Annotated in this window: 19 protein-coding genes; 9 read left to right on the forward strand and 10 right to left on the reverse strand. The window is 62.2% G+C overall.

The genetic code is table 11. From position 1 onward, the window contains the following. Positions 1–585, forward strand: a complete 585-nt coding sequence (locus PI87_RS29120; protein ID WP_157003159.1) for an SMI1/KNR4 family protein — start codon at positions 1–3, stop codon at positions 583–585. Here PI87_RS29120 and PI87_RS16600 read toward each other — a convergent pair. The 4 genes from PI87_RS16600 to PI87_RS16615 form a co-directional block, all read right to left on the reverse strand. Beyond that, entirely contained in the window at positions 529–1,011 is a 483-nt protein-coding gene (locus tag PI87_RS16600) for a hypothetical protein (RefSeq protein ID WP_232314015.1), read from the reverse strand. The two genes, PI87_RS29120 and PI87_RS16600, sit on opposite strands and share 57 nt — an antisense overlap. Before the next feature lie 276 nt (positions 1,012–1,287). Continuing rightward, positions 1,288–2,712, reverse strand: a complete 1,425-nt coding sequence (locus PI87_RS16605) for a tyrosine-type recombinase/integrase (protein WP_052321577.1) — start codon at positions 2,710–2,712, stop codon at positions 1,288–1,290. A gap of 306 nt (positions 2,713–3,018) precedes the next feature. Further along, positions 3,019–3,450, reverse strand: coding sequence for a nuclear transport factor 2 family protein (locus tag PI87_RS16610; protein ID WP_039598816.1), 432 nt, complete (start codon positions 3,448–3,450; stop codon positions 3,019–3,021). 112 nt (positions 3,451–3,562) lie between these two features. Beyond that, positions 3,563–3,892, reverse strand: a complete 330-nt coding sequence (locus PI87_RS16615; RefSeq protein WP_039598817.1) for a hypothetical protein — start codon at positions 3,890–3,892, stop codon at positions 3,563–3,565. Positions 3,893–4,553: 661 nt separating this feature from the next. On the opposite strand from PI87_RS16615, the gene PI87_RS16620 reads away from it, so the two are divergent. From PI87_RS16620 to PI87_RS16630, 3 genes are all read left to right on the forward strand, one after another. Then, positions 4,554–6,005 carry a carbohydrate porin gene (locus tag PI87_RS16620; protein WP_039598818.1) on the forward strand — a complete coding sequence of 484 codons (1,452 nt, stop codon included), beginning with the start codon at positions 4,554–4,556 and terminating at the stop codon, positions 6,003–6,005. Positions 6,006–6,233: 228 nt separating this feature from the next. Continuing rightward, positions 6,234–6,440, forward strand: a complete 207-nt coding sequence (locus PI87_RS16625) for a hypothetical protein (protein ID WP_039598819.1) — start codon at positions 6,234–6,236, stop codon at positions 6,438–6,440. Between the two features lie 32 nt (positions 6,441–6,472). Beyond that, positions 6,473–8,116 carry an NRAMP family divalent metal transporter gene (locus tag PI87_RS16630; RefSeq protein ID WP_039598820.1) on the forward strand — a complete coding sequence of 548 codons (1,644 nt, stop codon included), beginning with the start codon at positions 6,473–6,475 and terminating at the stop codon, positions 8,114–8,116. 61 nt (positions 8,117–8,177) lie between these two features. Here the strand turns inward: PI87_RS16630 and PI87_RS16635 are convergent, their stop codons facing one another. The 3 genes from PI87_RS16635 to PI87_RS16645 form a co-directional block, all read right to left on the reverse strand. Beyond that, positions 8,178–10,568, reverse strand: a complete 2,391-nt coding sequence (locus tag PI87_RS16635; protein ID WP_039598821.1) for a TonB-dependent siderophore receptor — start codon at positions 10,566–10,568, stop codon at positions 8,178–8,180. Positions 10,569–10,676: 108 nt separating this feature from the next. After that, complete coding sequence (locus tag PI87_RS16640) at positions 10,677–11,504, reverse strand: FecR family protein (protein WP_039598890.1); 828 nt, start codon at positions 11,502–11,504, stop codon at positions 10,677–10,679. Between the two features lie 11 nt (positions 11,505–11,515). Then, positions 11,516–12,049 carry an RNA polymerase sigma factor gene (locus PI87_RS16645; protein ID WP_039598822.1) on the reverse strand — a complete coding sequence of 178 codons (534 nt, stop codon included), beginning with the start codon at positions 12,047–12,049 and terminating at the stop codon, positions 11,516–11,518. A gap of 622 nt (positions 12,050–12,671) precedes the next feature. Here PI87_RS16645 and cyoA point away from each other — a divergent pair. The 5 genes from cyoA to ettA all read left to right on the forward strand — a co-directional run bounded on the left by cyoA (position 12,672) and on the right by ettA (position 18,466). Then, on the forward strand, positions 12,672–13,649 hold the full coding sequence (gene cyoA, locus PI87_RS16650; RefSeq protein ID WP_442965495.1) for a ubiquinol oxidase subunit II: 978 nt from the start codon (positions 12,672–12,674) through the stop codon (positions 13,647–13,649). A gap of 9 nt (positions 13,650–13,658) precedes the next feature. After that, positions 13,659–15,638, forward strand: coding sequence for a cytochrome o ubiquinol oxidase subunit I (gene cyoB / locus PI87_RS16655; protein WP_039598824.1), 1,980 nt, complete (start codon positions 13,659–13,661; stop codon positions 15,636–15,638). 3 nt (positions 15,639–15,641) lie between these two features. Continuing rightward, positions 15,642–16,283 carry a cytochrome o ubiquinol oxidase subunit III gene (gene cyoC, locus PI87_RS16660; RefSeq protein ID WP_039598825.1) on the forward strand — a complete coding sequence of 214 codons (642 nt, stop codon included), beginning with the start codon at positions 15,642–15,644 and terminating at the stop codon, positions 16,281–16,283. Next, positions 16,283–16,651 carry a cytochrome o ubiquinol oxidase subunit IV gene (locus tag PI87_RS16665; RefSeq protein WP_039598826.1) on the forward strand — a complete coding sequence of 123 codons (369 nt, stop codon included), beginning with the start codon at positions 16,283–16,285 and terminating at the stop codon, positions 16,649–16,651. Before cyoC ends, PI87_RS16665 begins: the two co-directional genes overlap by 1 nt. A 147-nt stretch (positions 16,652–16,798) precedes the next feature. Beyond that, the gene (gene ettA, locus PI87_RS16670) at positions 16,799–18,466 is read left to right on the forward strand and encodes an energy-dependent translational throttle protein EttA (RefSeq protein WP_039598827.1); all 1,668 of its coding nucleotides are present in this window, start codon (positions 16,799–16,801) and stop codon (positions 18,464–18,466) included. A gap of 36 nt (positions 18,467–18,502) precedes the next feature. Here ettA and PI87_RS16675 read toward each other — a convergent pair whose 3' ends face one another. The 3 genes from PI87_RS16675 to PI87_RS16685 form a co-directional block, all read right to left on the reverse strand. Next, entirely contained in the window at positions 18,503–18,736 is a 234-nt protein-coding gene (locus tag PI87_RS16675; RefSeq protein WP_039598828.1) for a CDGSH iron-sulfur domain-containing protein, read from the reverse strand. Positions 18,737–18,761: 25 nt separating this feature from the next. After that, positions 18,762–19,250 carry an aminoacyl-tRNA deacylase gene (locus PI87_RS16680; RefSeq protein WP_039598829.1) on the reverse strand — a complete coding sequence of 163 codons (489 nt, stop codon included), beginning with the start codon at positions 19,248–19,250 and terminating at the stop codon, positions 18,762–18,764. 156 nt (positions 19,251–19,406) lie between these two features. Next, positions 19,407–19,718 (reverse strand): PXPV repeat protein, encoded by a 312-nt coding sequence (locus PI87_RS16685; protein ID WP_039598830.1) that lies wholly within the window; start codon positions 19,716–19,718, stop codon positions 19,407–19,409. Between the last annotated feature and the right edge of the window lie 147 nt (positions 19,719–19,865).

A 19,865-nucleotide genomic window follows, 5' to 3' on the forward strand; every position in this document is an offset into this window, starting at 1 on the left:
ATGAGTCGAATAAATGAGTTGCTGGAGATTTTGAATTCGTCAGCGCATCTTGGTGAGGAGATAACTCCAAATGGAGCGCGGCTCATTGGATTTGTAAAGGATGAGCGCCTCGGCATCAGGAGGTGGTGGCATTTTGTATTTCCAGGATTGACTGCAAATCAGGTTGACGATTTGGGGGAAGAGGTTGGAATTACAATTCCCTCAGTATTTGCAGATTTTCTGAGGAGTATGAATGGATTGACGGCCTTCTCTGGAGCGTTCTGTATCTATGGTGCTAGATTATCTTTGGATCGTCTCTCTAAAGATGCTTATCCATATCCGTTAGGATCGCCTAATTTGTTGGAGCGGCCCAAGGGGGCGAGTTCCAACATGTTGTTTATCGGTGGGTATGGCTGGGATGGTTCGAATTTATATATTGAAATCGACACAGGAAAAATTTTTCGTTGCCCCAGGAAATCTGTGGAAACGCTTAATGAGTGGCCAGACTTTTGGTCGATGTTGATTTCTGAGGTTCGTCGGATCTCAACGCTATATGAAAGCGATGGGCGCAAGAAGAGCTTGAGCGAGCCGACGGTGCCTATTTGATCCCTTCGCAGTTACCAGCGAGCCGCTGCCGGTCTTCTGCTTGGAGAGTTCTAGGGCAGTGGCGTTTTGCTCATCACGCTTGATCGCTTGCAGCAGGGCAAGGGCGTGGTCGTTCTGGGGCTCGATGTCCAGCAGGCGCCTGAGCGTGGCCTGGGCAGCCGTGCGCTTGCCGGTATTGAGTTCCTTGCCCGCCTGTTGGAGTAGCTTGTCTGCGACCGCGTCCTGAGTGGTGCGGCGAGCCACGCGCAAGGTCGCGCTCTCGGGGTATTGGGCAATGCCGGCATCCAGCGTGGCCAGCGAGTCCTCGTAGGCACCAGCGCCCAACTGATGGCTCGCTTCGTCTCGAATTCTTTGCTCTGCGCAACCGCCTAGCGCCAACGCGAGCAGGAGCGCTGCGCACCAGCGCATCCCATTGTGCCGAATCACTGCTAACTCCCCGTCCCGATTTGATTCTTTTGATTTGGCCAGCAGGCCGCAGCCCGAAACCAGTCTGTCCCCAGATTTGCCGCCGGCACTCGGCCGACTCCTCAGCGGCGCTGCACGAAGATCCCAGGTTGTCGTTGTCTCGCATGCGGCTAGGTTAGTTGCCGTGCTCAATGAGCACGAGGATTGCAGGGAATTCTGCTTGGAGAAAGAGTTCGGTCAAACACAGGTACTCGGTTTTCACGAGCTGGATAGGCCGCCATGGCATTGGTCTGCGCGCTAACTATGGTTGCGAGATGATTCCTTTGTGGGGCAGGCTGTCGGCTGGAATTCGACTCCGGCTTGTTCAAGCATCCACGCCTCAATCTTGTCGTGCCACATCCGAAGCATGTCGAGCGGCCTCCGCCGGTAGTGCTTTTCCGCCAGCGCGGACGGCTTGTGCCCCTGGATCTGTGCGACTACACCAACCGGTACTTCGATCCACTCTGACAGCGTGCCGAACGAGCGGCGCAGTCCGTGCAGCGTAATGTGCGGCAGCCCGGCGGCTTCAGTCGCCTGATTGTGCGCATATCGCGGCTCCGCAATGTGACCCTCTTCGGCGTTGAGGCTGCTGAATACCCACGGTGACGGTTCCCACTTTTCTCCGCGCGCCTCCAACGTGCGCAGTCGCCGTGTGCTCGGCGGGGTTTCGTTGACGCGCTTCAGATTGAGCAGCAGGCTTGCCAGATAGGGCGTGAGCGGGATGACGCGCCCAGCTTCCGTCTCAATCTTGTCGGCGATATGCAGGCTTCGCCATTGGAAGTCCACATCCTCCCACCGGAGGGCTGCCAATTCTTCGCGTCGGGCGCCGGTAATCAACAGCCCTTGCAAATAGGCTGACTGAACGGGATTGGGGAGGCCGTGCACTGCCGCAAACCAGGCAGCCAGTTGCTCGCGTTGTAGGCTGTCCCCGTCTTTCGTATTGTTGCGCGGCAATAGTCCCGTTACCTTGGGGGATGTGCACCAATCAGCGGCAACTATGCCCGCATATGTGTCGTGTCCTTCGCACCACCGCGCAAACGCCTTGAGCATTCTGAATGCATAGGCTGCGCTCGTTGGTCGAGACGGTACCTCTGACTCAAGCCATGTGCAGATGGCCTTGGTCGTCAGTTCGGAAAGCTTCAGTCCCATCAACGGGTACAGCGGGCCGCGCTCAGTCTGTTTGCTGCCGCGTTTGGTTGGGGTTCCCCCCGGCGCCGCCAACTTGATGTGGTCGTTGATATAGGTCGCAGACCTCGGTTGCTTGGTTTTCGGGGAGATCTTGGTGCGAAGGTCACTCATGTAGTCGGCCCATGCCTGGGAGACGGTTGCGCTTTCCCGAAGTGCAGCGACCTGCCGTGCTTCATAGCTGGCACGTTGTTCTTCCTTGACCTCGCGCGGATCTTGGCCGGAGTCAATCAGCGTTTGTAGGCGTCGTGCTTCCTCCTGAGCCTTGCTGATCGTCCAGCTACGCGTGTCTCCAATGGTCAGACGCACTGTTTGCCCATGGATCTTGCCCTGGAAGATGTATGACTTCGCTCCAGCAATAGTGGCTCGCAAGCCGAGCCCTGGAGTTTTGCTGTCCCAAAGGAACGCCTGTGTTACGGGGTTTCCCTTTTCGGTGACTTCGCCGGGTGGGCAGTGGTGCGCGTCCACGCGCGCAGCGGTGAAGTTGATCTTTGCCATCTTGTTTCTCGCGTTGCCGGGTTACGCGACTCTGGGGAGTCGCCCCCTCCCTATGTAACTCTCATGTAACCCGAGTGTGAGGTATTCTATCCACCTCAGTCAATCACTTGACTACTGCGAGTAGCTCATAAGTCCAGTGTTTAAGCCATTTTTCAAGATTTCGTGAGCATCGATCAACGCGAAGAAATATCGACTTTCGGTGATTTGTAATCATCAGGTGGCGGGTTCGAGTCCTGCAGCCGCACCAGCTTTAAGAAACGGCCTCCCTTGCGGAGGCCGTTTTCTTTGGGCGAGCGCTCCAGGGGGCTACGCGTGCGGTCCCTCGCCAAAGATGCATGCCCAGCCGCGCTTTGTATCCATGTATTCACGTACGAGCGCGATCCGCTCACCCTCCAGCACGAAGACGAAGCAATACGCGTTGTCGTAGTGCCGGCCATTCGCCAGTGTCGCCTGCATGCGTTCTTCCACGATCACCGTCTGACCGTCCGCGTGGATGCCGAGGAATTCCACCGAGACATCGGCGATGAAAAGCTTCGGAAACTCAACGGTGAGGAAATGGATGATGGCGTCGCGCCCGATCATGTGATGCGTGTAATCGAGCGCGACGGCTGTGGCGTTGCCTTCGGGAGCAAGCCATTGCGCGTCCGGCGCGAAGCAGGCGGCGATGCGTGCAGGATCGCGCGAGGCGAATGCACGCCATGCATCCGCGACGATGTCTTTGCTGGTTCGGCTTGTCATGTGAGGCGCGAGGGGCGGAATCTACGCGGATCGTAGTGCCCGCAAACCTCGTCAACGCGCCAGTTTCGGACCACTCCCTTGGTCGCCTGCGTGCTTCACCTTCGCGCCAGGTTCAACCCCGTCGAACCCAGATCACCTTGCCGTTCTGGATGCCCAGATTGCGGCGCTCTTCGCGGTAGTCCATGGTGCCGGGCAGGGCCTTGCCGTCCCGTTCGCTGATGCGCCACAGGCAGCCGTTCAGCAGCGCCGTGGCGTCTTGTTCGGATTTGCCGATCAGCGTGTCATCGGGCGCGGAGGCGGCTTTGCATGTGCTGGCCGGTTGCGTGTGTTCAGCCATGGGCGCTTCGCCTGCGTTCTTGGTTTGTCCTGTGCCAGCCGTCGAGCAGCCAGCCATGCCTGCGATTGCGGCAACCGTGGTGAGCATCGTTGCTAAGCGCGTCATACAACCTCTCGTTTGTGTTGGATGTGATGTGCGGCCGAGTGCGGTGTGCGGGCAGCACGGTGCGCTCGGGTGCGTGGCGGTAGTGTATCCACACGGTCAGTTAAGCAGACGCGGCGGCGGGGTACGACTGCCTGTCGCGTGTGGTCTACGCATGATGAATAGGCGTGAGATTCGTGTGGTTGTTGCTGTACTGGAGGGCAGTATTTTTGGGTGAGGCCTCGCGGCCCGCAAACGGCGTCAGTAGGCCAATCCCGCACCGGCCTTCGGATGGCGGGTCATGTCCTTGTTGCTGCTGCACAAAGCGCCTTCCATCCCCTCCAAAAAACGCTTGCCGAGCTCAAGAACACTTTGTTACTCTGCGCCCCGTCATCACTACGGAGATGTTCTCCATGGACAGTTGTTCTAGTCGATCTTCGATCGCACTCTGAACGGCTAGACAGTCTCGGCGCTGAGTTTCGCTTGGCGCCCATCCACTGCCTAGCCGCTTTGCACGGCGGGTAGTGGCACTTGTGCGGGTTCTCCGTACAAGCCCATTCCCACAATTCGATTGTTTTACCGACACGGCCATGTGGCTGCGTGCGCGCTTGCGTGCGTGGTTTCCTGGGAGGACCGTGGTCGGCTCATGCCTACGTTCGTCATAGAAACGAACGGGGGAGGTCTCATGCTGTTTCTCTCGATGCTGCAATACGTTTGGGTTGCGGTGCGTCCGCTTGTTCTGGTGCGTGCCGCCGCACTGCGCCCCCTCCGTCGTCCGGCCTTGCTGGCCGCGATGACCTCGTTCTCAGTTTTCACCCACGCGGCTCAAGCGCAAGAAGCCCCGGCTTCGGCGCCGGCCGCAGATGCGTTGCCGATCGCTGGCGGCGAACTGGATGATCGCTTTGGCTTCCACGGCCAATCCACCTGGGTTTGGCAAGCCAAGCCCGCATTCAACTCGCCATACAGCGGCGACAACAGCCTGACCGGAGGCCGCGCGATCAGCTACTCCTTCAGCACCACGCTGGATCTGGGCATGCGGTTGTGGAAGGGGGCGGAGTTCCACTTCAATCCGGAAGTGATCATGGGTAAGGCGTTCTCGGACCTGCATGGCCTGGGCGGCCCAACCAACGGGGAGCTGGCCAAGGTGACGGGCACCGACCCGACGCTCTACCGCGCTCGCGCTTTCCTGCGCCAGACGTGGGGTTTAGGCGGTGATACCGAAAAGATCGATGCCGACTTCAACCAGTTTGCCGACGTGGTCGACAAGCGCCGTGTGGTGCTGACGGTGGGCAACATGCCGGTGCTCGATATCTTCGACGCGGTGGAGTACGCGCATGATCCGCGCACGCAATTCTTGAACTGGTCGTTCATGGCGAGCCCGTCATTCGACTACCCCGCCGATGCACGTGGCTACAACTGGGGGATCGCGCTGGAATACATCGACAGCGAACTCGGCTGGGCCGCGCGCGCCGGTCGCTTCCTGCAGCCGATCGAGTCGAACGGGTTGGCACTGGATACCGCCTTCATGCAGCACTATGGTGACATGGTGGAACTGGAAAAGAGCTACACGCTGTTCGGCCAGGACGGCAAGGTGCGCCTGATGGGTTGGCGTAACAAGACGCGCATGGGCCGCTTTGATGATGCGATGGCACTCGGCCAGGCCACGGGCAGCGCGCCGGACCTGAGCCTGGTGCGCAAGGAACACGCGAAGGTGGGTGTGGGCCTGTCGTTCGAGCAGAAGGTGGGCGAGAACCTGGGCTTGTTCACTCGCCTGAACTGGTCGGATGACAGGACCGAGACGTATGCCTTTACTGAAGTGGGGCGCAACGTGTCGTTCGGCGGTTTGCTCAAGGGCACGTCGTGGGGGCGTCCCAATGATGTGCTGGGTGCGGCCTTCTCACTCAACATGTTGGGTTCGGATCACCGTGCCTACCTGGCGGCCGGCGGCAGTGGTGCGTTCCTGGGCGATGGCGCGTTGAACTATGGCCACGAGCGCGTACTCGAAGTGTTTTACAGCTTTCAACCGGTCAAGGGCATCATGCTCAGCCCCGATTTTCAGTTGATCCAGAACCCCGGCTACAACCGGGACCGCGGGCCCGCCAAGTTCTTTGGCCTGCGCGCTCACGCCGAGTTCTGAAACCTACGGAGGACCCATATGGACAGTCCGAGTCGACCTTACCCGACATCTTCATCCCACTAGGCAAGTCCGCCGCGCGGTTGTTCCCTGCTGCTGACTTGCCGCCCAGGCAAGGCAGCGGTGTCTGCATCGCTCCTTGATTGTTTGAATCCGCCGCCCGGGGTACGACCCGTGCGCGGCGATTGCCGCATGCCGTGCACAGTCGTGCCCATGTGGCGAGGAGTCGTCATGCGCAAATTCAACATTCCCGCCCGTCGTTTCTCGGCCATCGCACTGCCGTTCAGCTCGCCGTTCGTACAGGCCCGTGCCGGTGCGCCGGAGCGTGCCAACGCTGTATCGGCCACGTCCAACCGCCGTGCCGACGACGGCGGCCAAGCGCTCTCCAACCATGGCTACGCTGCCGCCGCCATCCGGCTGTCGCGCACGTACTGGTAATCCAATCATCCAATAACAAATCGGAGGTCGACATGACCCAATTTGCTTCGGGCATCGACGCACCACCACGTCATGCCGCACTCGACGACGCGCACGTCGGTGACATCCGCGGTGCGCTCGGCACCATCGCGCATCACGATACCGGCGCACGCGATGGCTGGCGTGCACGCTTGCGTACGCTGCTGGCCATCCTCGGGCCCGGCCTGATCGTGATGGTCGGCGACAACGACGCCGGCGCGTTCGGCACGTACACGCAGGCCGGGCAGAACTACGGCACCACGCTGTTGTGGACGCTGATGCTGCTCATTCCCGTGCTGTACGTGAACCAGGAGATGGTGTTGCGTCTGGGCGCCGTCACGCGCGTCGGCCATGCGCGGTTGATCTTTGCGCGCTTCGGCAAGTTCTGGGGCAGCTTCTCCGTGATCGACCTGTTCCTCGTCAACGCGTTGACACTGGTGACGGAGTTCATTGGCATCAGCCTTGCGCTGGAGTACCTCGGCATTCCACGCCATTGGGGTGTGTGTGCAGCGGCGGCGTTGGTGATGTTGGCAGCGTCCACGGGCGACTTCCGCCGGTTCGAGCGCTTCGCGCTTGCACTGGTGGCCGGCAGTCTTACGCTCATTCCCATCTTCTTGATGGTGCATCCGCCGATGGGGCAGGTGGCACGCGACTTCTTCGTGCCTGCTCTACCGGCCGGTGCACCGTTGGCGGAGGTGATGCTGTTGATCATTGCCATTGTCGGGACGACTGTGGCGCCGTGGCAGTTGTTCTTCCAGCAGAGCTACGTGATCGACAAGCGCATCACCGCGCGCTTCATCCGCTATGAGCGTGCGGACCTGTGGCTGGGCATCGTGCTCGTGATTGCCGGTGCGGTGGCGATGATCGCCTTCAGTGCGCAGGCCTTCCACGGTACACCCGAGTTCGGCAACTACACCGACGCACTGGGCACGGCGAAAGGGCTGGAGGCGCATTCGGGCCGCTGGGCTGGCGTGCTGTTTGCGATTGCGCTGCTGGACGCCAGCATCATCGGCGCGTGCGCAGTGTCGCTGTCGACCGCATATGCGATTGGCGATGTGTTTGCCGTGCGGCACTCGCTGCATCGCAAGCCGACCGAGGCCAAGGGCTTCTACGCGGTGTACTTCGGTTTGACGCTGCTGGCCGCCGGCCTGGTGCTAACACCGGGTGTGCCGCTCGGTCTGCTGACCAACGCGGTGCAATCGCTGGCCGGTGTGCTGCTGCCGAGCGCGACCGTGTTCCTGCTGCTGTTGTGCAACGACAAGGCCGTGCTGGGCCCGTGGACGAACGGCCGTGCGATGAACATCTTCACTGGCGGCGTGGTGGCGGTGCTGGTGATGCTGTCGGTCATCCTGACGGCGGCGGTGCTGTTCCCCGGCATCGGCGAGTTCGAGATCGGTGCGATCCTGATCGGCGGTTCAATCATCGCGGTGGTGATGTCGCTGGTGCTGTGGCGCATCGAGCGCCGCAAGCACCGGCCGCATCATCCGCAACGCGTGAGCGTGCTGGACCGCGACCACTGGACCATGCCGCCGCTGGAGCAACTCACGCCGGCACGCTGGACGCCGCTCAAGCGCACGTGGATGTTCGTGCTGCGCGGCTACCTCGTGGTGGCGGCAGGGCTGGTGCTGGTACGCATTGCCGGGCTGCTGACCCAATGACGCAGTAAAGCAAACGGGCCACACATAGTGGCCCGTTGTTCTTTGGCGATGGTGATGCGCGTTACCAGGCGTACTTTGCCGTTGCCAGCACCGTGCGTCCGTTGTTGTAGATGCAGCGCGTGGCGTCGTAGCAGCCGGAGATGACCTCGCGATTGCCGAGGTTCGTGCCGTTGAGTGCAAAGCGCCAGTGGCCGACGTTGTAGAAGATCGACGCATCAAACAGCGTGTAGCCCGGCACCTTGAGGGAGTTGTCGGGCGCGCCGGCGGTCGGGCTGGTATAGCGCACGCCGGCGCCAATGCCCACGCCCTGCAGTACCCCCGAGCGGATACGGTAGTCCGTCCATAGCGATGCCATCTGACGCGGAATCGGAATCGCGATCGGCCACTTGTTGAGCGTAACGTCATTCGCCTTGGTGTTGCGTACATCCTGGTACGTGTAGCTGGCAATCACGTTCCAGCCCGGCAGCAGTTGCGTCGTGCCTTCCAGCTCGATGCCTTGCGAGCGGATCTCGCCGGATTGTGCGCTGTGCATACCGGTCGGATCGTTCAAGTCAGGCGTCAGCACGTTGGTCTGGTGGATCTGGAACACCGCCGCCGTGATCGATGTCTTGCTGGTCGGCGCAAATTTGATACCCGCCTCGACCTGCTTGCCCTTGGTCGGCTTGAACGGCTGGTTGCTGCGGTCGGTGCCGATGGTCGGGTTGAACGATGTCGAATAGCTCATGTACGGCGATAGCCCGTACGGCCCCAGATACACCACGCCCACGCGGCCCGTGAAGGCGGAATCTCGCTGGCTGGTGTTGGTGCCGGCGAGCAGGTCATCGGTGCGCAGGTCGCTCCAGTCATGGTGGCCACCGAGCGTGAACACCCAGCGCTCGCCCAGCTTGATCTGATCCTGAAGATACACGCCCAACTGCGTCTGCTTCTGATGGATGTCCTGCGGCGATGCCCCTGAGCCGTTGAAGATCGACCAGTCGAACGGCGCATGCACCGGGTTGTACAGATCCAGCGACGAGGTGAGGGCGTAGGTCTCCGGGTCCTTGGTGGTCTGGCGCTGATAGTCCACACCGGCCAGGAAGGTATGCCGTGCGATGCCCGTGGCGAACTTCGCCTGCACCTGCGTATCGACATCGAATCGCCCGTAGCTCGGCCGTGCGATGCCGGCGTAGCGCCACATCATGCGCTGCGTCGGGTCGCTCGGGTCCAGGCCCACGCCGTAGGTCATGCGGTCGTCCAGCTTCAGGTGCATGTAGCGCGTGTTCTGGCGCACCGTCCACGTGTCGTTGAGCTTGTGCTCGAACTGATAGCCGAGCGAGTACTGCGTCTTCTCATACGCATCGAAGTCCGGCGAACCGGTGAACAACGTGGCCGGAATCTTGCCGTTCGGGTTCGGCAGGATGGTGCCACTGGCAGGCAGGAAGTTGTCGGAGGAGTTGGTCTTGTCGCGCAGATAGGTCGCCAGCAGCGTGAGCGTGGTATCAGCCGACGGCTTCCACGTGAGCGAGGGCGCCACCATCAGCCGCTGATCCTTGAAGGGGCCGAAGGGCAGGTTGCCGTCGCGCGCAACGGCCGTCAGGCGATACGACAGCTTGCCGTCGGCATCGAGCGCGCCGGCAAAGTCACCAGCCACCTGCTTGCGCGCGTGGCTGCCGTATTGCACTTCAATTTCGCGGATCGGCTCGGTGGTCGGCTGCTTGGTGACGACGTTGACGGTACCGCCCGGATCGCCCTGGCCATACAGCACGGATGACGGCCCGCGCAGCAATTCGACGCGCTCGATCTGCCACGGGTCGACGCGCCAGCTTGCCAGGTTGATGGTGTTGGGCAACTGCAGGCCGTCGAGGTAGGTGGCTGGCACGAAACCGCGCACCGCGGTGTACCAGTCCGAGCGCGTGCCCGCGCCGTACGACGACACCGACGCCGAATAGCGCAGCGCCTCGTTCACGCTCTGCGCGCCCTGGGCCTCGAAGCGGTCGCGCGAGACCACGCTGATCGACTGCGGAATCTCTGAGAGCGGCACGTCCGTCTTGGTGCCGGTGGCGCTGCGCTGGGCGATGTAGCCGCGCACCGGACCCGTGGCCGATTCCTGCTGCGCACTGGCGGTCGCCACCGTGGCAGGCAGCGTGACCTGCGCGCTGCCGCCAGTCGGCTCAATCGTGAACGTGTTGCTGCCTTGTTTGCGCGCCACCAGCCCGGACTGTGCGAGCAGCCGGTCGAGTGCGTCTTCCACGCTCATCTGGCCCTGCACGCGCGGGGCCGTTTTGCCCGCCGTCAGCGAGCTGGCGAAGACAAGCTGTGCGCCCGCCTGCCGTGCCAGTGCATTGAGCGCAGCGTCGAGCGGCTCGGCGGGAATGTCGATGCTCAGGCGAGTTTGCGCGAAGGCGGCGCCGGCAAGCAGCGTGGCCGCGGCCAGCGCGATCAGGCGCGGCACGCGTCGTTGTGTGCGAATCACTGTGAAGCTCCCCGTGTTGAATCTGTGGATCTGCGGATCTGTTGGTCTAGGTCACAGGGGAGTAGACGAACCGCGCGCCGGGCATCCCTACCTCGGCGTGCGATTTTTTTAGCGCGTGACGCTGCGGGCGAGGATGCGTACGGTGTCGCCGGCCTCACGGCGCACAGCAACCGGCAGGATGGACGGCAGCAGATCGAGCAGCGCATCAGTGCGCGCGCTGTCGAATACGCCGGAGATCTGCAGGCGGCCCAGCGCCGGATCGGTCAGCACGGCGGGCGTGGTGCGGTAGCGATTGATGTCGGCCACGGCCTGGGCCAGCGGCGTGTGGTCAAACATCAGCTTGCCGTCTTTCCAGGCAACGGCGGCGCCGGGGTCGGGCGCGGCACGTACCGTGAGCCTGTTGTTGAACGATTCGGCGGCCTGGCGGGCCGTCAACAGCACGGCGTCGCCCGAGGCGTTTTCCACGTGTACGCGGCCGCGCAGCACCGTTACTGTTACGCGCGGATCGGCGCGCCGCACGTTGAAGGCGGTGCCGACCACACGCACGGTGGTTTCGCCCGCGCGCACCAGGAACGGCCGCCACGTTGAGTGCGCAACGTCGAACAGCGCTTCGCCGTCGACAAGATGGACTTGGCGTGAACGCAGATGCCATTCCACCTCGGCCACGGTGCGTGTGTTGAGGGTGAGGTCGCTGCCGTCGGGCAACGTCAGGTGCTGGCGTTCGCCCGCGGCCGTGGCGTAGCGCTGGGTATGCCAGGCAGGGTCGGCCCACAACACCACGCCGAGCAGGGCGATCAGGCCCGCCGCCACCATCGGCGCGCGCCGACGGGGCGCCCGCGCCGGCAATTCCGGCATGGCAAAGCGCGCCCGCAGCGTGCAGCGGTGGCGCGCCAGGCTGTCGTCCTCGCGGGAGAAGTCGTCGGGTGGGTGGGGCATCAAGGGCGTGATCAACGCGGCAGTGTTGCCGCTGGGCGGTCCAGCGCAGTGCGGCAGGCCATCATGCCCAGCCTGATGTGCTTTTCGACCGCCTTGCGCGAAATTCCCAATCTTATCGCCACCTCGGCCTGCGGCATCTCGTGAATCTTATGCAGCACAAATACCTGCTGGCACCGCGGCGGCAGCAGGGCGATGGCTTCGGACAGGCGCTCCAGTTCGCGGCCTGCGTCGATGTTGCGATCGTGGCCGGGGGTTTCGTCGGCGGGCTCGGGCAGTGCGTCGGTGGACTCGACCCACGCGCCGCGGGCGGTTTCCACACGGTGCCGGTCGATTGCCAGGTTGACCGTCGCGCGCCGCAGGTAGGCCACGGGTGCCGCGACCGGCTGGCGCGGCGGTTCTGCGAGCAGGTTCACGCACACGTCATGGACGACATCGCGCGCAAAACCACGGTCCGCTCCAAAGCGACGGCGCAGCAGATCGACCAGTTCGTCGTAGTGACGGACCAAGGCGGCAAGCAGGGGCGGGGTGGAGGAATCGCAGGACACCGGGCGGTGATGCGGAGCGGGAAAGTGCCGAATTGTAAATGAGAAGTATTCTTATTATCAATTCAACATTTGGGCGCACATTTGGGGTCAGCGTCGGCTGCGCACCACTGTGGCTGATTGTCGCAGTGCAACAACAGCCACTTTCGATTTGCTTACCCGCAAAACCGCGTAAACCCTAGCCGCGCAACGCTGGCACCACTTGTCAATCGGCCCGGATTTCTATTTGCCTGAGCACATAACGTAATCCGAAGCGCTGTCTGGCGGTAAGATCGCGCCCGCATTCCACTCCAAACCGCGCTCCCCAACGAGCGCTTGACGTAGTGCCTGCATCGAATCCTGCCGCCCCCGATCTGTCGTCCGCTGCCTTGTGCAGTGCGGCGGCGCTCAGCCTCGTCCATGCCAGTCATGGCCGAAGTCCGCCCCACGGGCGGGGTGCGCTGGGTTCAGCTTTTCCCTGACCGGCGCCTGATGTGATCGAAGATCCGCTATTGCACCCGGGTGTTTTCGAGGTGCCGATAGCACGGTCTTTTCTCATTTCCCGCGTTTTTCTGCCTGTGGCCGCTGTCTGGGCTGCTTGGCTCCCGTGATGTTGGTAAGCATTGCCGGCGCAACTGTGCAAGACATGAAGAACACACTCGTTCCACATATGAAGCGGCTCTTGGCCGCAAGCCTCCCGCTCTTGCTGGCGGGCTGCAACCTGACGGTCCTGGACCCGAAGGGGTTGATTGCGGCTGAAGAAAAGACGCTGATCCTGGTGGCGACCGGCCTGATGTTGCTGGTGGTCATTCCTGTGATCGTGATGACGCTGGTGTTTGCGTGGAAGTACCGCGCTACCAACACCAAGGCGCGCTACGAGCCGGACTGGTCGCACTCCAACGCCATCGAAGCGGTGGTGTGGCTGATCCCGTGCCTGATCATCGTTGTGCTGGGCTGGATCACCTACAAGTCCACGCACGCGCTTGACCCGTACAAGCCCATCGAATCGGATGTGAAGCCGATCACCGTCGAGGCCATCTCGCTCGACTGGAAGTGGCTGTTCATCTATCCGGAACTGAAGATCGCGACGGTCAACCAGCTCGCGTTCCCGGCCAACACCCCGATCAACTTCAAGATCACGTCCGACACGGTGATGAACGCGTTCTTCATCCCGCAACTGGGCAGCCAGGTGTACGCCATGGCGGGCATGCAGACCAAGCTGCACCTGATCGCCAATGAGACCGGTGTGTTTGATGGCATGTCGTCGAACTACAGCGGCTCGGGCTTCACGGGCATGAAGTTCAAGGCCACGGCCATGACGAACGAAGAGTTCGACGCCTGGGTCAAGCAAGTTCGCACTGCGCCGCAGGTCCTGACCAAGGAAGGCTACGCAGAGCTGGCCAAGCCGAGCGAGAAGGTGCCGCCGGCAGCGTACGCCTCGGTCGACCCGGCGCTGTATCACAGCATCCTGCACAAATACATGGGTGACTCGGACAAGGTCCTGACGCTCGATGAGGCGCTCGAAGGCGCCAACTGCACGACGGCCACGGCTGAGGCGGCAACGCGCCCGCTGCCGGTGCAGTCCGCCCTGCCGGCGCCCAAGGGCACCGCCAAGAATTCCTAGGAGTTGACGATGTTTGGCAAGTTGAGTCTGGAGGCCATTCCGCTGCACGAGCCCATCGTGGTCGTGACGGTGTCGGCCATTCTGCTGGGTGGTGCGGGCCTGTTTGGCCTGATCACCTATCTCAAGAAGTGGTCGTACCTGTGGAACGAGTGGATCACCTCGGTCGATCACAAGAAGATCGGCGTGATGTACTGCATTCTGGCCATCGTGATGCTGCTGCGCGGCTTTGCCGACGCCATCATGATGCGCTCGCAACTGGCGGTCGCCTCGGGCGGTGGTGCCGGCTATCTGCCGCCTGAGCACTACGACCAGATCTTCACCGCGCACGGCGTGATCATGATCTTCTTCATGGCCATGCCGCTGATGACGGGCCTGATCAACCTGATCGTGCCGCTGCAGATTGGCGCGCGCGACGTGGCGTTCCCTTTCCTGAACACGCTGTCGTTCTGGCTGGCCGCTGCAGGTGTGGTGCTGATCAACGTGTCGCTGGGCGTTGGCGAATTCGCCAAGACCGGCTGGCTGGCGTACCCGCCGCTGTCGGAGCTGGCCTACAGCCCGGGCGTGGGGGTCGACTACTACATCTGGGCCCTGCAGATATCCGGGTTAGGCACGTTGCTGACCGGCGTGAACTTCGTCGCGACCATCTTCAAGATGCGCGCGCCGGGCATGACGCTGATGCGCATGCCGATCTTCACCTGGACCGCCCTGTGCGCCAACATCCTGATCGTCGCTGCCTTCCCGGTGCTGACCGTGGCGCTGGCGCTGCTGGGTGCTGACCGTTACCTGGACATGCACTTCTTCACGAACGATGGCGGCGGTAACGCCATGCTGTACGTGAACCTGATCTGGATCTGGGGCCACCCCGAGGTGTACATCCTGATCCTGCCGGCCTTCGGCATGTTCTCGGAAATCGTCGCCACGTTCTCGCGCAAGAAGCTGTTCGGCTACACGTCGATGGTGTACGCAACGGCCGGTATTACCGTGCTGTCGTTCCTGGTGTGGCTGCACCACTTCTTCACCATGGGCTCGGGCGCGAACGTCAACGCGTTCTTCGGTATCGCCACGATGATCATCTCGATCCCGACGGGCGTGAAGATCTTCAACTGGCTGTTCACGATGTACCGCGGCCGCGTTGAGATCAACTCGATGATGCTGTGGACGATCGGCTTCATGATCACCTTCACCATCGGTGGCATGACCGGCGTGCTGCTGGCTGTGCCGGGCGCCGACTTCCTGCTGCATAACAGCCTGTTCCTGATCGCTCACTTCCACAACACCATCATCGGTGGCGTGGTGTTCGGTTACCTGGCCGGTATCACGTACTGGTTCCCGAAGGCCTTCGGCTTCAAGCTGGACGAGAAGTGGGGTAAGCGCGCTTTCTGGTGCTGGTTCGTGGGCTTCTACACCGCCTTCATGCCGCTGTACGTGCTGGGCTTCATGGGCATGACACGTCGTCTGAACCATACCGACAATCCGGCATGGCAGCCGTGGCTGTACGTTGCCGTGGTTGGCGCTGCGATCATCGCCTGCGGTATCGCTTCGCAACTGATCCAGATCTTCGTCAGCATCCGCAACCGTCACGCGCTGGCTGACCTGACGGGTGACCCGTGGGGCGGCCGTACGCTGGAGTGGGCGACGTCGTCGCCGCCGGCGCACTACAACTTCGCCCGCGTGCCGGTCATCCGTGACGTCGATGCCTTTGCCGACATGAAGGCCCGCGGTGAAGTGCTGACGCAGGTCGCGCCGAGCTACGAGAAGATCCACATGCCGAAGAACACCGGCGCCGGCTTCTTCATCGGCATGTTCTCGATCGTGATGGGCTTTGCGCTGATCTGGCACATCTGGTGGATGGCCGTGCTGGGTCTGGTCGGCATGATCGGCAGCTTCATCCTCCGCAGCAACAACGACGACATCGATTACTACGTGCCTGCTCAAGAGGTTCACGAGACCGAGTCGGCCTACTTCCAACGTATCGGTTCGCAGGCTTAAACCATGGCTTCCAATGTTCTAGACGGTCACGCCGCGCACGGTCACGCGCACGGCCACGACCACGCGCATGACCATGCGCACCACCACGACGCCGCAGACACCAAGGTCTTCGGCTTCTGGGTGTACCTGATGAGCGACCTGATCATCTTCGCGTCGCTGTTCGCTACGTTCTGCGTGCTGCGCGGTGCGACGGCGGGCGGCCCGACGGGCAAGGAGCTTTTCGATCTGTCGTACGTGGCAATCGAAACCGGCATCCTGCTGGTGTCGTCGATCACCTACGGCATGGTGATGATCAGCCTGCAGAACGGCCGCAAGGACCACGTGATGCTGTGGCTGGGCATCACCTTGCTGCTGGGCGCCGCGTTCGTCGGCATGGAAATCAACGAGTTCCACCACCTGATCGCTGAGGGCGCAGGCCCGAGCCGCAGCGCGTTCCTGTCGTCGTTCTTCCTGCTGGTCGGCACTCACGGCCTGCACGTGGCAAGCGGCATGCTGTGGATCATCGTCATGATGTGGCAGATCGGCCGCAAAGGCCTGACCCCGACCCAATCGACCCGCCTGTCGTGCCTGAGCCTGTTCTGGCACTTCTTGGACGTGGTGTGGATCGGCGTGTTCACCGTCGTGTATCTGCTGGGAGCGATGTAATGGAACAGACCAACGTTTCGACGGGCATTGCCCACGGTGACGCCCACGGCCATGCAGCCGGCGGCGCCGGTCATGCCACCATCAAGGGTTACCTGATCGGCTTCGTGCTGGCGGTAATCCTGACGGCCATCCCGTTCAAGATGGTGATGGACGGCGGCTACTCGCACGGCACCGTGCTGGTGACGGTGATGGCGCTGGCGGTTGTGCAGATCGTCGTGCACCTGATCTATTTCCTGCACTTGGACGGCTCGTCCGCCCAGCGCTGGAACGTGATGGCATTCCTGTTCACGCTGTTGATTCTGGCGATCGTCGTTGTCGGCTCGCTGTGGGTCATGCATAACATGAACGCCAACATGATGACGATGTAACGAGGCTTGGCCTCCGGCTGCATCGGAAGGGCGCCCCATGCGGGCGCCTTTTCTTTTGTCCGCAGGGCCCGCGCGGGCTTTGCCGTGTCCCGGCTTTGTTAAACTCGCCGGGTTCCCCAATTCTGCGTTTTCCCCCGCTTCTACGCCATGTCACAGTACGTTTTCACCATGAACCGCGTGGGCAAGATCGTTCCGCCCAAGCGCCAGATCCTCAAGGACATCTCGCTGTCGTTCTTCCCCGGCGCCAAGATCGGCGTGCTGGGCCTGAACGGCTCGGGCAAGTCGACCGTGCTCAAGATCATGGCCGGCCTCGACAAGGACATCGAGGGCGAAGCCACGCCGATGCCCAACCTGAACATCGGCTACCTGCCGCAGGAGCCGCAGCTCGATCCCGCCAAGACCGTGCGCGAAGAAGTCGAGAGCGGCCTGGGTGAAGTGATGGACGCACAGAAGCAGCTCGAAGCTGTCTATGTGGCGTACGCTGAGGAAGGTGCCGACTTCGACAAGCTGGCCGAAGAGCAGGCGCGCCTGGAAGCCATCATCGCCGCCGGTGCCGGTGACAACGTCGAACTGCAACTCGAAATCGCTGCCGACGCTCTGCGCTTGCCGCCGTGGGACGCCAAGATCGAGCACCTGTCGGGCGGTGAAAAGCGCCGCGTGGCGCTGTGCAAGCTGCTGCTCTCGCGCCCCGACATGCTGCTGCTCGACGAGCCGACCAACCACCTGGATGCGGAATCGGTGGACTGGCTCGAACAGTTCCTCACCCGCTTCCCGGGCACCGTGGTGGCTGTCACCCACGATCGCTACTTCCTCGACAACGCTGCCGAGTGGATTCTTGAACTCGACCGCGGTCACGGCATCCCCTGGAAGGGCAACTACAGCTCGTGGCTCGATCAGAAAGAGACGCGCCTGAAGCAGGAAGAATCGAGTGAATCGGCCCGCCAGAAAGCGCTGAAGAAGGAACTGGAGTGGGTGCGCCAGAACCCGAAGGGCCGCCAGGCCAAGTCGAAGGCGCGTCTGGCCCGCTTTGACGAGTTGAACAGCCAGGAATACCAAAAGCGCAACGAGACGCAGGAAATCTTCATCCCGGCGGGCGAGCGTCTGGGCAATGAAGTCATCGAGTTCACCAACGTCAGCAAGGCGTATGGTGACCGCCTGCTGATCGACGACCTGAGCTTCACGATTCCGCCGGGCGCCATCGTCGGCATCATCGGCTCGAACGGCGCCGGTAAGTCGACGCTGTTCCGCATGCTCACGGGCAAGGAGCAACCGGACTCGGGCACGATCAAGATCGGCCCGACGGTCAAGCTGGCCTATGTGGACCAGAGCCGCGATGCGCTGTCCGCCGACAAGACCGTCTTCGAAGAAATCTCGGGCGGCTCCGACATCCTGACGGTGGGCCGTTACGAGACGCCGTCGCGCGCCTACATCGGCCGCTTCAACTTCAAGGGCGGCGATCAGCAGAAGCACGTCGGCACGCTCTCGGGCGGTGAGCGCGGGCGCCTGCACCTGGCCAAGACGCTGATCTCGGGCGGCAACGTGCTGCTGCTGGATGAACCGTCAAACGACCTCGACGTGGAAACGCTGCGCGCGCTGGAAGAAGCGCTGCTCGAATTCGCGGGCTGCGTGATGGTGATCTCGCACGATCGCTGGTTCCTCGACCGGATCGCCACGCACATCATCGCGTTCGAAGGCGATTCGCACGTCGAATTCTTCCCGGGCAACTACCAGGAATACGAAGCCGACAAGAAGAAGCGCCTCGGCGAGGAAGGTGCCAAGCCCAAGCGCATCCGCTACAAGCCCGTCACGCGTTAAGCGAGGACATGCGGGTCTTTCGGCCCGCGTTTTCGTTTACGGTGACCGATCCGCCTCCACTGGCGGCGGCGCGTCGAGGTTGTTGTCGAACTCGACGCGCTTGTGCGAGCCGTCACAGAACGGCTTGTTCAGCGAGTGCCCGCAGCGGCACAGCCATGCCTGGTCGCCTTCGACTGGCAACTCACGCCCGCCCTGGGTGACGATGCAAAAGCTGCCTTTGATGTGATACGGCCCGTTGTTGCGGGCCGTGATGATGACTTCGTCGGCCATGATGGCCTCCGTCAGTGCAGCAGACTCAGAATAGGATGCCCTGCATCCGATAGGCGAAGTGCGCGGTCTTCGCGTCGCGCATCAATGCCATGAACTGATCCATGTCCATGTGCACGACGTTCTCGTGATCGCCGGCTTCAAAGTAGACATCGCGATGGGTCATCAGGCTGCTGTCGAGATACGTCGGCATGCCGTAGGCCATGCCCACTGGCGGCACGGCGCCCGCGTCGCAGTCCTTGAAGACTTCGCGCAGCTCCGATTCATCGGCCAGCGTCAGGTCATCGCGCCCCGAGGCCTTTTGCAATTCCGATAGATGCAGGTGGTATGTCGACGGCAGCACGGCCGCGACATAGCCGAGCTTGTCTTCGAGCAAGAGCGTCTTGGCCAGACGATCACCCGGGACATGCGCGGACTGCGCGGTTTCCGTGCTGGTGTGGGTATGCGGATGGCGAATCACCTCGTACAGGCAGCCCTTGCTGCGCAGGCAGCCGTCGAGGGTGCTGGAGATCGACATGGCGTCCTCCCGTGTGCTGTGCGGCCGGCGGCGGGATTGCAGGGGCCGCTACGTCAGCATAGGTCGGTTTGCAATTTACGCAGGTGTTGGCACGCACAAAAGCAACGGGCCGCTCGTGTGAGCGGCCCGTTTGCCTGTTTGGTTGATCAGCTGGTCTTAGCGATCCCAACCGCGGTGCCAGCCGTTGTCGTGGCGCCATTCGCGCTCACGCCACTCGTGACGGCGCCATTCACGTTCACGCCACTCGTCGCGGCCGCGGTAGTAGCCACCACCGTAGATTACCGGTGCGGGCGCGTAGTAGACCGGCGCCGGGCGATAGACCGGGGGCGGTGCATAGACAGGCGCCGGGGCCACGTACACCGGCGCAGGTACGCCGATCGCCACGCCGACATCCACATGTGCCAGCGCCGCCGTCGAGGCGCACAGCGCGGCGCCACCCAGAACGAATGCGAGCAGTGTGCGTTTCATGATGCTTCTCCTTGCGGTTGCGAGGCCGGGGGGGCGAGGTTGCCGCGTGGCTTCGTGTATCAGGTTGTTGAGGTCATTCTATGAACCGCAAGCCGGATCAGGTGATACGCAATTCCTACGGATGTAACGGAAAGTAAAACGCCCCAC

It is taken from the genome of Ralstonia sp. A12, from assembly GCF_000801955.1.
Taxonomy (GTDB): domain Bacteria; phylum Pseudomonadota; class Gammaproteobacteria; order Burkholderiales; family Burkholderiaceae; genus Ralstonia.